At 62.0% G+C, this 14,404-nt stretch carries 16 protein-coding genes; 11 read left to right on the plus strand and 5 right to left on the minus strand.

All coding sequences use genetic code 11. The features are described 5' to 3' along the window. Nucleotides 1–87 precede the first annotated feature (87 nt). Entirely contained in the window at nt 88–1,347 is a 1,260-nt protein-coding gene (locus MK745_RS03110) for a glycosyltransferase family 4 protein (RefSeq protein WP_243611800.1), read from the plus strand. A gap of 21 nt (nt 1,348–1,368) precedes the next feature. On the opposite strand, the gene MK745_RS03115 is transcribed toward MK745_RS03110, so the two are convergent. After that, nucleotides 1,369–1,878 (minus strand): DUF3576 domain-containing protein, encoded by a 510-nt coding sequence (locus MK745_RS03115; protein WP_243611801.1) that lies wholly within the window; start codon nt 1,876–1,878, stop codon nt 1,369–1,371. Nucleotides 1,879–2,139: 261 nt separating this feature from the next. Here MK745_RS03115 and MK745_RS03120 point away from each other — a divergent pair, with 261 nt between their 5' ends. After that, complete coding sequence (locus tag MK745_RS03120; RefSeq protein WP_243611802.1) at nt 2,140–3,132, plus strand: porin; 993 nt, start codon at nt 2,140–2,142, stop codon at nt 3,130–3,132. A 110-nt stretch (nt 3,133–3,242) separates the two neighbouring features. After that, nucleotides 3,243–3,896, plus strand: coding sequence for a YggS family pyridoxal phosphate-dependent enzyme (locus MK745_RS03125; protein WP_243611803.1), 654 nt, complete (start codon nt 3,243–3,245; stop codon nt 3,894–3,896). Between the two features lie 47 nt (nt 3,897–3,943). Here the strand turns inward: MK745_RS03125 and MK745_RS03130 are convergent, their stop codons facing one another. Both MK745_RS03130 and ribA read right to left on the minus strand, forming a co-directional pair. Further along, a complete protein-coding gene (locus MK745_RS03130; protein WP_243611804.1) occupies nt 3,944–4,438 on the minus strand; it encodes a L,D-transpeptidase family protein in 495 nt (164 codons plus the stop codon). Further along, nucleotides 4,435–5,526, minus strand: coding sequence for a GTP cyclohydrolase II (gene ribA, locus MK745_RS03135; protein WP_243611805.1), 1,092 nt, complete (start codon nt 5,524–5,526; stop codon nt 4,435–4,437). The genes MK745_RS03130 and ribA overlap by 4 nt, the downstream gene beginning before the upstream one ends. Before the next feature lie 175 nt (nt 5,527–5,701). Here ribA and MK745_RS03140 point away from each other — a divergent pair, with 175 nt between their 5' ends. Next, the gene (locus MK745_RS03140; protein WP_243611806.1) at nt 5,702–6,388 is read left to right on the plus strand and encodes a response regulator transcription factor; all 687 of its coding nucleotides are present in this window, start codon (nt 5,702–5,704) and stop codon (nt 6,386–6,388) included. Nucleotides 6,389–6,583: 195 nt separating this feature from the next. Here MK745_RS03140 and MK745_RS03145 read toward each other — a convergent pair whose 3' ends face one another. Then, nucleotides 6,584–7,213, minus strand: coding sequence for a glutathione S-transferase family protein (locus MK745_RS03145; protein ID WP_243611807.1), 630 nt, complete (start codon nt 7,211–7,213; stop codon nt 6,584–6,586). 177 nt (nt 7,214–7,390) lie between these two features. Between MK745_RS03145 and MK745_RS03150 the strand changes: the two genes are divergently transcribed. From MK745_RS03150 to MK745_RS03170, 5 genes are all read left to right on the plus strand, one after another. Next, nucleotides 7,391–8,179: an exodeoxyribonuclease III gene (locus tag MK745_RS03150; RefSeq protein ID WP_243611808.1), complete on the plus strand. Its 789-nt coding sequence runs from the start codon at nt 7,391–7,393 to the stop codon at nt 8,177–8,179. A 132-nt stretch (nt 8,180–8,311) separates the two neighbouring features. Beyond that, nucleotides 8,312–9,226 carry a thioredoxin family protein gene (locus tag MK745_RS03155; RefSeq protein WP_243611809.1) on the plus strand — a complete coding sequence of 305 codons (915 nt, stop codon included), beginning with the start codon at nt 8,312–8,314 and terminating at the stop codon, nt 9,224–9,226. A 27-nt stretch (nt 9,227–9,253) separates the two neighbouring features. Next, on the plus strand, nt 9,254–9,898 hold the full coding sequence (locus MK745_RS03160; protein ID WP_243611810.1) for an LON peptidase substrate-binding domain-containing protein: 645 nt from the start codon (nt 9,254–9,256) through the stop codon (nt 9,896–9,898). Further along, nucleotides 9,895–10,080, plus strand: coding sequence for a Trm112 family protein (locus MK745_RS03165; protein ID WP_243611811.1), 186 nt, complete (start codon nt 9,895–9,897; stop codon nt 10,078–10,080). Before MK745_RS03160 ends, MK745_RS03165 begins: the two co-directional genes overlap by 4 nt. 89 nt (nt 10,081–10,169) lie before the next feature. Beyond that, a complete protein-coding gene (locus tag MK745_RS03170) occupies nt 10,170–10,466 on the plus strand; it encodes a hypothetical protein (RefSeq protein ID WP_243611812.1) in 297 nt (98 codons plus the stop codon). Here MK745_RS03170 and MK745_RS03175 read toward each other — a convergent pair. After that, nucleotides 10,456–11,670, minus strand: a complete 1,215-nt coding sequence (locus MK745_RS03175) for an FAD-dependent monooxygenase (protein WP_243611813.1) — start codon at nt 11,668–11,670, stop codon at nt 10,456–10,458. The genes MK745_RS03170 and MK745_RS03175 overlap by 11 nt on opposite strands. 87 nt (nt 11,671–11,757) lie before the next feature. Here MK745_RS03175 and MK745_RS03180 point away from each other — a divergent pair, with 87 nt between their 5' ends. Together MK745_RS03180 and MK745_RS03185 are read left to right on the plus strand one after the other, a co-directional pair. Further along, the gene (locus MK745_RS03180) at nt 11,758–13,092 is read left to right on the plus strand and encodes an amidase (protein ID WP_243611814.1); all 1,335 of its coding nucleotides are present in this window, start codon (nt 11,758–11,760) and stop codon (nt 13,090–13,092) included. 129 nt (nt 13,093–13,221) lie between these two features. Further along, on the plus strand, nt 13,222–14,397 hold the full coding sequence (locus MK745_RS03185) for an aminotransferase class I/II-fold pyridoxal phosphate-dependent enzyme (protein WP_243611815.1): 1,176 nt from the start codon (nt 13,222–13,224) through the stop codon (nt 14,395–14,397). Nucleotides 14,398–14,404: the final 7 nt, after the last annotated feature.

A 14,404-nucleotide genomic window follows, 5' to 3' on the forward strand; every position in this document is an offset into this window, starting at 1 on the left:
AGTCAAATGCACGAGATGCGGTGCTGGTCGTGTCGGGGCCGGCGCGTTAGAAGAAGGAGAACTGGCAAGTCGTGAAAGTGCGCCCGTATGAATATCCTTTTCATTCACCAGAATTTTCCCGGTCAATATAAGCATTTGGCGCCTGCGCTGGCGCGGGCGGGGCACAAATGCGTGGCTTTGACCCTGAGGGTTGAGACGCCAACCGATTGGCGCGGTGTCCAACTTGTCCCCTACCGTATTCGGCGCAAACCGGGCGAGGGGCTGCATCCGTGGCTTGTTGATTTCGAATCCAAGCTGCTGCGCGGGGAATCCTGCTATCTCGCGGCGCGGGAAATGAAGGCGCAGGGATTTGAGCCGGACCTGATCGTGGCGCATCCGGGTTGGGGCGAATCGATGTTCCTGCGCGATCTTTGGCCCAATGCACGGATCGGCCTTTATTATGAGCTCTACTATACCACCCACGATGGCGACATGGGGTTCGATCCGGAATTCCCGCAGAAGATGCCGGAGTTGGAGGCGATGCGGCTTCGAGTCAAGAACCTCAACAATATGATGCATCTCGAGGTCGGCGACCTTGGGATCAGCCCGACCGAGTTTCAGGCCAACACCTATCCAGAGGCGTTCCGTGACCGGATCACCGTGATTCATGACGGGATCGACACGGAGATCGTGCGGCCGAACGCGGAGGCGGTTCTTGATCTTGGTGATGGGGTGTCGGTCACGGCGCAGGATGAGGTCATTACCTTCGTCAACCGCAACCTCGAACCCTATCGCGGCTACCATATCTTTATGCGCGCCTTACCGCAGCTTCTTAAGGAACGCCCCAAGGCGCGGGTTGTTCTTGTTGGGGGCGATGAGGTCTCCTACGGGGCGAAGCCGCCAAAGGGGCGGACATGGAAGCAGATCTACATCGACGAGGTGCGCGGGCGGATCGCGACGCCGGATTGGCAGCGGGTGCATTTCCTGGGCCGGGTGCCCTACGATCAGTTCCTGAGCCTGTTGCAGGTTTCAAGTGCGCATGTCTACCTCACCTATCCGTTCGTCCTGAGCTGGTCGCTCATCGAGGCGATGAGTGCGGGCGTGCCGATTGTGGCAAGCGATACGGCGCCGCTACACGAGGCGATCCATCACGGTGAAACCGGGCGGCTCTTTCCGTTCTTCGCGCCGGATCGGCTTGTCGAGGAGGTGTGTGGGGTTCTTGAGGATCGCGACATGGCGCAGGGCCTGGGGCGGGCTGCGCGAAAAGTTGCGCAGGAAAAATACGATCTACAGACAGTTTGCCTGCCGCAGCAGATGAAATGGATCGACCGGCTCGCGTCGATGGAGCCGGGTCGGATCACGATGTAAGGGCCGAAAGCGGCGTTTGGATCAGAGGCGGCCGTCGGCGATCCGCAATTCGCGGGCGCGTGTCAGGATCGCGTCTTCGACGGCGCGTACCGTGCCAGCCGCGACCGGGCGACCGCCACGGGTCTGCATGGCCACGTGCAGCGAGCGCGCATCCAAGGCGGGGTCGCGGATGTATACGGTCGCGCGGTAGGAACGGCCACCGCCCGGGGGCGTGCCAAAGCCGGTCACGATCACGCCCGAGAACGGGTCAACCGATTGAACCGGCAGGAAATCCAGCACTTCAAGCGAGGCATTCCAGATATACTTGTTCACCCGCACGGTGACGTCGGAGTTGTCGTCCTTAAAGATATCCCAGATGGAAGACCCGTCGGTCGAGCGGTCCGTCGGATTGCCGACATCATCGCGGTTGAGATAGTCACCGGCCGCGGCCTGTTCCTGTGCGTAGGGATCTTGTTTGCGGCCGCCGCAGGCTGCCACGAGAAGAACCAGTGCGGAAACTGTCAGGAATTTAAATGCGCGATTGCGTGTCATGGCCAACGTTGCCCCGTCCAATGCTTTGATACCGTCCTAGCCAAGAGGCGCGCGCGGGGCAAGGAGAGAGTCGCCTTCTTGGTTCGGGAGAGATTGGTCGGCGGGGAACAGACTGTGGCATGTCTGCACCATTTTCGGCGACATTGCATTTCGGCGTGCAGGTTTTCTTGCAAGAGAGGCCGGAAAAGAGTGAAACACCCTTGCAACCCTCGTCGGATTCCCCGGCTTGGGCGCATGAATTGGAAAACCGAGGGAAAAATCATGAAAAAGATTCTCTTCGCAACGACCGCTCTCGTCGCCACCGCTGGCGTCGCAGCAGCAGACGTTTCGTTCGGCGGCTATGCCCGCTTTGGTGTGGACTACAACGACTCGCGCGCAACTGAAGAAGTTCGCATCACGAGCCGTTTCCGTCTCGTCGTGACCGCATCCGCTGAGTCGGACAACGGTCTGTCGTTCGGCGCTCAGATCCGCTACCAGGCCGACGCCAACGAAGACACCTACAAAATCACCTCGCTGACCCCGGTCACCAACGGCACCGGTTCGACCGTTGCTGTGGGTCTCGGCAAAGCCGGCTTCAACACCCCGCGTTTCTGGGTTTCGACCGGTGGTCTGACCGTTTCGGTTGGTCACATCATGGGTGCCTTTGAAAACATGCCGGGTATCTACGCTGGTTCCGTTGGCCTCACCGGCCTCGGCTATGCCAACGTTGTCACCAACTACGGCGTTGACTTCTACACCTCCGGCGCAGCTGGCCGCTTCGGCTTCGACGTTGTGTACTCGGCTGGCGCCTTCGGCGTTCACCTGACCCACACCTTCGACGACGCGTACCTCGCAGCTTCGAACTCCGGCGTTTCGCGCACCGGCATCGTCGCATCCTACTCGATGGGTGACTACACCTTCGCTCTGGGTGTTCAGGACTCCGACGTTGTGACCGACACCGACTGGGCGTTCACCGCTGGCGGTTCGTTCGGCGCATTCGACCTGACCCTTCAGGTTGCTGACAACGGCACCAACGACACCAAATACGGTATCGCAGGTAACTACAACCTCTCCGCAGCAACCTCGCTGCAAGGTTATGTCAACGTCGACACCCGCGCTGCATTTGACGTGCCGGGCGGCGAAGACATGAACATCGGTCTGGGCTTCGTGCACAACATGGGCGGCGGCACCTCGCTCCGCGGTGGTGTTGCATCGCTCGCAGGCGCAGCTGGCAACACTGTCCGCGCCGACCTCGGTCTGCTCTTCTCCTTCTAATCTTAGAAGAAGAATACAGCCTAAGAGAGGGCAGGTCTTCGGACCTGCCCTTTTCTTTTGGCCGGGGATAATGTTTTAAAGCGGTGAGTGTTGAAGACAGGAACCCGCGCATGTCCCTTGCCGATATCAAAGCCCGCATTCACAAGGCCGAAGAGGTCGCCGGTCGCCCGGTTGGCGCGACGAAGCTCATCGCGGTGAGCAAGGTGCAGCCCAATGACCGGGTCGAAGCCGTTCTGGAGGAGGGGCATCGTCTCTTTGGGGAAAACAAGGTGCAGGAAGCGGCGAGCAAATGGCCGGATTTCCGCGCACGTTTTGAGGGTGTCGAGGTGCATCTCCTCGGGCCGCTTCAGACCAACAAGGCACGGCAGGCGATCGAGCTATTCGAGGCGATTCACTCGGTAGACCGGCCCAAACTTGCCAAGACGCTGGCGCGGTTGGCGCAGGAGATGGGGCAGTGTCCCGAATTGTTCATTCAGGTGAACACCGGGGAAGAGCCGCAAAAGGCGGGGGTTTTGCCCGCAGAGGCGGATGCATTCGTCGCGGAGTGCCGGGCGCTTGATCTGCCGGTGAAGGGGCTGATGTGCATTCCGCCGGTGGACGAAGAGCCGAGCCTGCATTTCGCGTTGCTTGGCAAGATCGCAGCACGCAACGGGCTCGACGGGCTTTCCATGGGGATGAGCGGTGATTTTGAGCGCGCGGTGGCGCTTGGGGCGACGCATGTGCGGGTCGGGTCGGCCATTTTCGGGGCGCGTGACTACGGATAAGGGAAAGCGCCTTCGAAATCGCGTCTAAGGATTTTCGAAAGCCCTTTTTAGCGGACGATCACCCGCGTGCCCGGCGCGGCATGGGCGGCAATCCAGAGCAGATGATCGCGGCGAAAGGCGATGCAGCCTTCGGTCGGATAGCCCTTGCGGCGATATTGATGCAGGAAAATCGCCGAGCCACCGCCCGGCGTTGCGTCGGGCCAGTTCCAATCCGTCAGCAGAATCACATCATAGAGCGGATCAGCGCGGCGCAGGTGCTCGTGGCTTGGGGAATAAGGCGCGCGCACGAGGGTATTATAGGCCGGATCGTCGGGGGCATCTGACCAGAGATCATCTTTGCCGATCGCCATCGCCCAAGGCGCGGGCGCAAGCAGGCGGTCAGCGCGGTAGAGGAGGCCGGTGATCCGGTGGACGCCGCGCGGTGTCGCGCCGTCCCCTTCCCGTTTCTCTGACGTCAGGCCGCCCTTGCCGATGGAGCAGGGAATATAGCGGCCCATGAAGCGCACGCCGCGCGGTGTCAGGACGAGATCAGCAGGCGTCATAGCAAGTGCCCGGATTTCGCCGCCTTGGTGGCGAGATAGGTGCGGTTGTGGGCATTCTCGCCGACTTTGAGCGGTACGCGTTCGGCTACGGAAATCCCATGATCTTCCATCATCGAGACCTTGCGCGGGTTGTTGGTCAGCAGGCGTACCGAGGAAAAACCGAGTTCGCGAAGAATTTTCGCGCCGATGCGGAAATCGCGCTCGTCATCTTCAAAGCCGAGGCGGTGATTGGCCTCGACCGTGTCAAAGCCCTGATCCTGAAGGCTATAGGCGCGCATCTTGTTGGCTAGGCCGATGCCGCGCCCTTCCTGATTGAGGTAGAGGAGGACGCCCGCGCCTTCCTGGCCCATCTGTGTCAAGGCACCGCGCAGTTGCGGGCCACAATCGCATTTGAGACTTCCAAGGACATCGCCGGTAAAGCAGGCAGAATGCAGGCGGGCGAGAACGGGTTCGTCGCGTGGCGGGCGGCCGATCTCGATCGCGTAATGCTCTTCGCCGCCATCCTCGGGGCGGAAGATATGCAGCCGCCCGGCCTCGGCCGCTTCCATGGGTAGGCGGGCATGAACAACCGGGTGCAGGGGGCTTGTCGCTTCGAGATGCGGCGCGGCGAGGTCGGCGGGAATCACCGTCAGGCCATTGGCAAGGGCAAACCCGGCGGGATCCTTTAGGTCGGTCACGACGGTAGCGGGCAAAAGCTGGGCCGATTTCGCCAGCTTGATCGCGGCCCGGTGTAGGCCAGCGTCGCCGCCGCGCTCAGCCAAGAGCGGCCCCTTCATCGGAGAGGCGAGATCATCCGCCGGATCGGCAATATCCCGGACCCATGCAAGGCTCGCGTCCGAGGGCAGGTTGATACGTGCAAGATCGCCGTCATAGGCATGGGCCTTCAGGGTCGTGGCGCGACGGGCCGTAATCGCAAGCACCGGATGCCCCCCGAGGGCGCGCAGATCATCCAAACGCTCTGCCTTGAGTGTTTCCGCAGCGAGGACAAGCACCGCCGCGCCGTTGCCAGTCAGCAAGATCGGCACCCCCATGCGCAGGTCAGCGCGGGCGCGGGCAAGGCGTTCGATAATGTCGGGTGCGAAGCTCATGGGTGGGGCTTGTTATAGTGTTACGGTTTTGAGGGACAGGTGTATCCCCGATTGTCGCATTATGAAACATATCACGGGTGAATTACACGAGGCCGTGAGAGGATTGCAGCAATTCTTGTCGAACGCGTGAGGGCGCGCCACATGTCATGCGACGAAGAGAGAAAGGGAGGTCGAGATGGCCCAGCTCAAGAAGATCCTGCTTGTCGATGATGACGAGGACCTGCGCGAGGCGCTGGCCGAGCAGCTCGACATGACCGAGGATTTCGATGTGTTCGAGGCCGGCAACGGCAGCGAAGCCATGGTGAAGGCCAAGGAAGGCCTGTATGACCTGATGATCCTTGACGTAGGCCTGCCGGACACCGACGGGCGCGAGCTTTGCAAGCTGATGCGCAAACAGGGCGTCAAATGCCCGATCCTCATGCTCACGGGGCATGACAGCGACGCCGACACCATCCTTGGCCTTGATGCCGGGGCGAATGACTATGTGCCGAAACCCTTCAAGTTCCCTGTGCTCCTTGCCCGTATCCGCGCGCAGCTGCGCCAGCATGAACAATCGGAAGACGCCGTGTTCCAGCTTGGGCCGTATACGTTCAAACCGGCGATGAAGATGCTCGTGACCGAGGACGATCGGAAAATTCGCCTGACGGAGAAAGAGGCCAATATCCTCAAGTTCCTCTACCGATCGAGCGAGGGCGTGGTGCCGCGCGACGTGCTTTTGCACGAGGTCTGGGGCTATAACGCGGGGGTCACGACCCATACGCTCGAGACCCATATCTACCGCCTGCGTCAGAAGATCGAGCCCGATCCGTCCAACGCACGGTTGCTCATTACGGAGTCTGGTGGGTATCGCCTTGTTGCGTGATGGGGTGCTGCAGCGATGCAATATGCCGTGACGGAATTTTCCGATTTGCGAAAATTTCGTTGATCTGGGTCAAAGTCACGGATTCAATGAATCTTTAGAACATACCCACTATTACGTATCCCTTGCATGTCTGGGTTATGACATGCACCTCCCTGTTGGACTGGGCCCGGATTTGTTCCGGGCCTCTTTTTTTGTTTAGAGAGAGGCGCTTGGGCGCGCGGCGATCCGGTCGTACCAGCGTTTCAGATCGGGGCGGGTGTCATCGACACGCAGTTTGATGACACGGGCGAAATCGACAAAGACAAAGCCCGTGATATCAGCGAAGGAGAACCCGTCAGCGGCGATATAGTCGCGATCTGCGAGGTGCGCGTCGAGCCGGTCGAAAAACAGGGTTGCGCGTTCGAGGCCGCGTTTGGCCAAGGCGGGAATCTGTTCGAAATTGTCCGGGCCGGGCAGGGCGCGACCCTTCATATGTGGGTTGCCGTTGCGCAGGGCTTCGGCGATGGCTAGGCCGAGCTGATGCTCGATCCGGGCGTTCCACATCTGAATCAGGGCCTTTTCTTCGGCGGTGGTGCCTAGGAGAGGCGGTTCGGGGTGCATCTCCTCGAGATAGGTTGCGATGGCGATATTCTCGCTCAGGATCAGGCCGCTTTCGGTCGCCAGCACGGGGACCGTAGCGCCGGGGTGGATCGCTAGGAATTCAGGCGAGAGCTGTTCTCCCTTGGCGAGCGAGACCTCGCGGGTCTCGACCGAAAGCCCTTTCTCGGCGATGAACATGCGGGCGCGGCGGGGGCTTGGCGCGGTGGCGCAATCGTAAAAGATCATGGTGTTTCCTCCTCGGGGCCATGTTGAAGGGCTGCGCCAGAATGTCGAGCGTATCGTGGCGGCGCGGCGGGGATTGAGTATTTGGACAGAGAAGAAGATGGAGGCGGTTTTCGCCGTGGCGGGCCTTGGGGCGAGCGGTTAAGGTGGCGCGACAACGGATAGGAAACGGAGCGGATCATGGCCTTTACCCTTGCCACATGGAACATCAACTCGGTGCGCCTTCGAGAGCCTATCGTCTTGAAATTGCTTGAGGAAGAGGCGCCGGACGTGCTCTGCTTGCAGGAGTGCAAAAGCCCGGTCGAGAAGATTCCGACCGAGGGCTTCAGGGCGCTTGGATACAACTACATCGTGGCGCGGGGGCAGAAGGGATATAACGGGGTTGCGATCCTGTCGAAGATCCCGATGGAAGATGCAGGCGACAAGGATTTCGCCGCACTTGGCCATGCGCGCCACGTTGCGGGCCGGCTTGAGAACGGGGTCACGATCCAGAATTTCTATGTCCCGGCGGGCGGCGACAAACCGGACCGTGAGATCAATGAGAAGTTTGGTCAGAAGCTCGACTACCTCACCGAGATGCGCGATTGGTTCCACGGGGAGAGACCGGAAAAATCCATTCTTGTCGGGGACTTGAACATCGCCCCGCGAGAGGACGATGTGTGGAATCACAAGCAGCTTTTGAAGATCGTGAGCCACACGCCCATTGAGGTCGAGCACCTTGCCGAGACGCAGGATGCGGGCAAATGGGTCGACATCACGCGGCAGGATATTCCCGAAGGTTTGCTCTATAGCTGGTGGTCCTATCGCGCGAAGGACTGGGACGCGGCGGACAAGGGGCGGCGGCTCGACCATGTCTGGGCCACGCCGGATATTTCCAACGCGGGGCATGGCAGCCGGGTCCTGCGCGCGGCGCGCGGATGGGAGAAACCGAGCGACCACGCACCGGTCTTTGCGACCTTCGATCTCTGAGAAACGCAGGTCGGTATTGCGTCGGTATTGCGTCTGTAACGCGGTGGTGCCGGTTTCACAGATGTGACGGGTTGGCAGGCTTGGCCACAAGGGCCATATAGGGGCCAACACGACAGATGAGGGGGAAGACCCATGCTCGAACTTGGACAAGGCAACGCGGCACCGGCCGGCGATCTTATCAAGGATGTGACCGAGGCCACTTTCATGGCCGACGTGGTTGAGGCCTCGCAGGAGGTTCCGGTCATCGTCGATTTCTGGGCACCTTGGTGCGGCCCGTGCAAACAGCTTGGCCCGGCGCTTGAGGCGGCGGTGACGGCGGCGAAGGGCGCGGTCAAGATGGCCAAGGTCAATGTCGACGAGAACCAGATGATCGCGGGCCAGATGCGGGTGCAGTCGATCCCGACCGTCTATGCCTTTTATCAGGGCCAGCCGGTGGACGGGTTCCAAGGGGCGCTTCCGCCGAGCGAGATTGACGCCTTTGTGCAGCGTGTCATCGAGGCGGGCGGCGGTGAAGCCGACAATGGCCTTGCCGATGCCGTCGAGGCCGCCGAGGCGATGCTTGCCGAAGGCGATGCGCAGGGCGCGGGCGAGACATTCGCCGCGATCCTCGAACAGGAGCAGGACAACGCGCCGGCCTTTGGCGGGTTGATCCGGGCCAATATCGCACTTGGTGCGCTTGATCAGGCCGAGGCGGTTCTGGCGCAATGCCCCGAGGCGATGGCGACAACGCCGGAAGTTGAGGCCGCGAAGGCGCAGCTTGAGCTTGCCCGGCAGGCCGAAAACGCTGGTCCGGTGGCGGAATTGCGTGCGGCGGTCGATGCAGATCCGGACAACCACCAAGCCCGGTACGACCTTGCTCAGGCGCTTCATGCGGCGGGTGAGGCCGAGGCCGCGGTCGAGGAACTTCTCGAGCTTTTCCGGCGCGACCGGGAATGGCATGATGGGGCGGCCAAGGCGCAGCTCTTTACCATTTTCGAGGCGCTCAAACCCAACGATCCGGTGGTGCTTAACGGGCGGCGCAAGCTCAGCTCGATGATATTTGCCTGACGCGCAAAGCGCGCTAAGCTTTCCTGCATGTTCAAAGTTTCCGATCTTCCCGGTACGATCCCGATTTTTCCATTGCCGGGGGCGCTGCTCCTGCCGCGCTCGCGCCTGCCGCTCCATATCTTTGAGCCGCGTTACCTCGCGATGCTCGACGATGCGCTCAAGACGCCGGAGCGGTTGATCGGCATGGTGCAACCCAACGAGGTTCCGGGCCGTGAAGGGCCGGGGCTGCAATCTATCGGCTGTGTCGGGCGCGTGACGCAATTCTCGGAGACCGAGGATGGGCGCTATCTCATCACGCTGTCGGGGGGCTCGCGGTTCCGAGTGCTGCGCGAGGTCGAGGGGTTCACGCCTTATCGGCGCTGTGAGGTGAGTTGGGACGGGTTTGCACAAGATCTTGGCGGGCAGGAACACGACGTCGATTTTGATCGTGCGGCGTTCATGTCGGTCTTAGAGCGGTATTTCGATACCATGGACCTTTCGACCGATTGGGAGACATTGCGCGAGGCAGAGGACGAGTTGCTCATCAATTCGCTCTCCATGCTTCTTGACTTTGCCCCCGAGGACAAGCAGGCGCTTCTTGAGGCGCCGTCGCTGGCCACGCGGCGGGAGACCCTCGTGACGTTGATCGAATTCGCGCTCAGAGGCGGCGCGGGAGAGGATGTGATGCAATGACTGAGAAAGCACCGCTTTTTGACCGTCGGATGCTCGAGGCGCTGATCTGTCCGCAGACGCGCGGCACGCTCGAATATGATGCCGAGGCGCAGGAGCTGATTTCCAAGAGCGCGAACCTTGCCTTTCCGATCCGCAATGGCATTCCCGTGATGCTTGTCGATGAGGCGCGGGTGCTCGACTAGGCCACGGGGTCTTTCGAAAAGACGATTGGCGTTCAGAGGGTATTAACCCCCGACGTGTTTGCATGGGCCGTCACCAGAAGGAGGCGGCCATGTCACGTGTGAGTCCGGCGGATGCGCTTGGGTATATTCGGGAAGAGATTGCAGCCCTGAAACAGAGGGAGGCAGAGCTCAAGGCGCGGTTGATTGCCGAGGGCGAGGTCGAAGGCGATGCCTATGACGTCGAGTTCTGCGAGGTGCGGCGCAAGGTGTTTCGTTATGACCGCCTGCCGCGCGCGATGCTTTGTGATCCGCGGTATTGGGATGAACGGGTGTCGGTCGAGCTTCGGGTCCGGGATCGGACTGTCGACTTTGGCGTTGGCAGTGGCGAGGCGCGGCTTAGCGCATGAGCGCGGGCAGCTCCCCGGTCAGGCCGGCCGCCTCGCGGATCATGCCACGGCGCAGCGGCGGGATCGCGTTGACGAGGCCAAGGCCAAGGTCGCGCCCGAGCCGCAGAAGCGGGTTGTCATTCGAGAATAGCTTGTTCGTGAGGTCCGTCGCAGCGATGAGCGCCTGCGTGTCGAAGCGGCGCCATTCTTGGTAGCGTTCGAGAACGGCTTCGGTGCCGATATCTTCGCCGCGCCGGCGGGCCTCGTCGAGCACCTGCACAAGCGCACCGACATCGCGCAACCCGGCATTGAGCCCTTGGCCCGCAATCGGGTGCATCCCATGCGCCGCATCTCCGACAAGCGCCACGCGATCGGCGATGAAAGCGTCGGCGACGGTCAGGTTCAGGGGATAGGTAAAGCGTTTGCCCGCAAGGGAAATCTCGCCCAGAAAGTCGCCGAACCGCGGGCGCAGGGCGGCAAGGTAATCTTCGTCGGAAAGCGATTGGAACCGGGCGGCGGTCTCGTCGGTTTCGCTCCAGACGATGGAAGAGATATTGCCCGGCAAAGGCAGGATCGCGAGGGGGCCGGGGGGCATAAAGAACTGATGCGCGACGCCGTCATGGGGTTTTTCATGGGCGATGGCGCAGACAAGCGCGGTCTGCCCATAACCCCAGCCGGTGCGGGTAATCCCGGCGCGGCGCTGCACGCCGGATTGCCGACCGTCGCAGCCGACGAGGAGGCGGGCGCGGATCGTCTTGCCCGAGGCGAGCGTCGCGGTGACACCGGCGGTATCGACCTCTTGGTCGACGACCGAATCCTCGGTGATGAGGGTGATGCGGTCATCTTCGTCCATGGCGGCAAGGAAGGCGCGATAAAGAAACCGATCCTCGAGCATATGGCCCATCGGCCCCTCTTCGAGCGCGCCGCGTTCGAAATGCAAAAAGAAGGGCGAGGGGCCTTCGCCCGCGCGTCCGTCCGTAACCTTAATCTCGTTCATCACCTGCGCGTCCGATTTGACGCGCGACCAGACGCCGATCGCATCGAGAAGCCGCGTCGAGGCCAGCGCCAGCGCATAGCCGCGCCCGTCGAAATTGTCCTCGGCCCGCGCAGAGCGGGGGCGAGGATCGACCACGGTCACGGTAAAGCCCGCCTGCGCCAGCCCAAGCGCAAGGGCCGGGCCATTCAGGCCACCACCGGCGATAACGATGTCTCTGTCATAGCTCATAGGCCAAATATGCGCTTGTAATCGGGATTGTCCATGCCGCGCCGGGCGGCTACCGTCGCTTTCGCAGGATTTAGCAAGGGGACAGGCATGTTGGATTGGCTCTCGAAAAGCGCGGCGGAGCTTGGGCGCGGAATTGGTGACGGGGCGATTGATCCCGTGGCGCTCACGCAGGCGTTTCTTGGCGCGATCGACAGCCATGATGCCCGCGACCGGATTTATAGCGTCGTGACCCATGAGCGCGCCTTGGCCGAAGCCGAGGCCGCAGCGGAACGTGCCCGCGCCGGGCTGCGGCTTTCGCTGCTCGACGGGGTGCCGATCAGTTGGAAAGACCTGTTCGATACGGCGGGCGTCGAGACCGAGGCCGGGTCGAAGCTTCTTGAAGGGCGGGTGCCGGGACGCGATGCGGAGGTGCTTCGCAATGCGACGGCGCTTGGCCTTGTGTGCCTTGGCAAGACACATATGTCCGAGCTTGCTTTTTCCGGGCTTGGTCTCAACCCGATGACGGCGACGCCGCCCTGTATCAATGATCCGGGCGCAGTGCCGGGGGGATCGTCCTCGGGCGCGGCGGCCTCGGTCGCCTTTGGCCTTGCGGCGGCGGGGATCGGTTCGGACACGGGCGGATCGGTGCGAATCCCGTCGGCCTGGAACGATCTCGTCGGTCTCAAGACCACGGCGGGCCGGGTGTCTTGCGAGGGCACGGTGCCGCTTGCGGCAAAGTTCGACACGGTGGGGCCGCTTTGCCGCACGGTCGAAGATACGGCGCTCTTGCTTGCGGTGCTCGAAGGGCGGCAGCCGATGGACCTGCGCGGCACGTCGCTTCAGGGCAAGCGGTTCGCGCTGTTGCAGACCTCGGCGCTTGACGATGTGCGCGAAACGCCGATGGCGGCCTATGTGCAGACGGTCAACCGGCTTCGTGATCTTGGCGCAGAGCTTGTCCCGCTTGAAGCGCCAGAAGTGGCGGAGGCGCTTGCACTTTCTGCGCCTCTCTTCACGGCAGAGGCCTATGGCACATGGCGTGACGTGATCGAAGCCGCGCCAGAGAAGATGTTCGACCAAATTCTCGAACGTTTCCGGGCCGGAGCACAGTTCGACGGCCCGACCTATGTCGCGGCGTGGCACAAGCTCGACGCCTTGCGCGCGCGCTGGCATGCGCGGGTTGCGGGGTTCGATGCGGTGCTTCTGCCGACCTCGCCGATCTTGCCGCCGAATGTCGCCCGGTTGATGACGGACCAGGACTATTACGTGACCGAGAATCTGCTCGCGTTGCGCAATACGCGGATCGGCAACCTGATGGGGGTGTCGGCAATGTCGCTTCCGACCGGGGTTCCGAGTTGCGGGTTGATGATGCTTGGCGCGCCGATGGGCGAAGAACGCCTGTTGCGGGTTGCGGCGGCAGTCGAGGCGGCGCTTCGCGCCGAGTGACCCGCCCGCCTTGGGCGCAAAAGCCACAACGCGCGGCTTTCAGGGCATTTTTCTGGACGTAGGCAGCCACCTTTTGTAGTCTGTGGGAAACGGGGCGCTAACGATCCCGAACCTTGAGGCAGTCCGAATATGTTTCCCGAGCGGTTTTCGAACCTTCCGGCCTATGCGTTTCCGCGCCTGCGCGCGCTGTTGGATCACCATCAGCCCGGCGGCGATGTCGTGCACATGACCATTGGCGAGCCGAAACACGCGTTTCCGGCCTGGGTCACGGATGTGATTGTGGACCATGCCGAGGGGTTCAATCGCTATCCGCCCAATGACGGCACGCCTGAATTGCTCGACGCGATCTCGGGTTGGATCGGCCGGCGCTATGGCGTCGAGGTTGGCGCGGAACAGATCATGGCGCTCAACGGGACGCGCGAGGGGCTTTACAACGCGCTGATGGCGCTTTGCCCGGAAACCAAGCACGGCCAGACGCCTTTGGTTCTCGTGCCGAACCCGTTTTATCAGGTCTATGCCGTGGCGGCGATCTCGGTCGGGGCAGAGCCTGTCTTTGTCAATGCTGAGGCCGAGACAGGGTTTATGCCGGACTATGCGGGGCTTCAGCCGGAGGTGCTTGACCGGGTGGCGGTCGCCTATATCTGCTCGCCCGCGAATCCGCAGGGCGCGGTGGCGGATCGGGCCTATTGGCGAGAGCTTATTGCGCTGGCAGAGAAGCACGATTTCCGCATCTTCGCGGATGAGTGCTATTCCGAGATTTATCGCAACGAGGCCCCGGTCGGGGCGCTTGAGGTGGCGAAAGAGATGGGGGCGGACCCAGAGCGGGTCGTGATCTTCCATTCGCTTTCCAAGCGGTCGAACTTGCCGGGGCTGCGCTCTGGCTTTGTGGCGGGTGGGCCGGAGTGCATTCGTCGCATCCGCCAGTTGCGGGCCTATTCGGGCGCGCCGCTGCCGTTGCCGTTGCAGAAGGCGGCAGAGAAGGTCTGGGCCGACGAGGCGCATGTGGTCGAGAACCGCAGGCTCTATGCTGAGAAATTCGCGCTTGCCGACGAGATTTTCGCGGGCGTGCCGGGCTACCAGAGCCCGGAGGCGGGATTCTTCCTTTGGCTTCCGGTTGAGGACGGGGAAGAGGCGGCGCTGAAACTCTGGAAAGAGACGGGGGTGCGGGTATTGCCGGGCGCCTATCTCAGCCGGGACACAGAGGCCGGAAACCCCGGCAAAGGATATACTCGGGTCGCCTTGGTGGCCCCAAAATCGCAGGTGCAGGACGCGCTCATCACGTTGCGCGACTGCCTCTACGGATAAAAGAGAC

Source organism: Shimia aestuarii, from assembly GCF_022814865.1.
In the GTDB taxonomy this organism is placed as follows: Bacteria; Pseudomonadota; Alphaproteobacteria; order Rhodobacterales; family Rhodobacteraceae; genus Shimia; species Shimia aestuarii_A.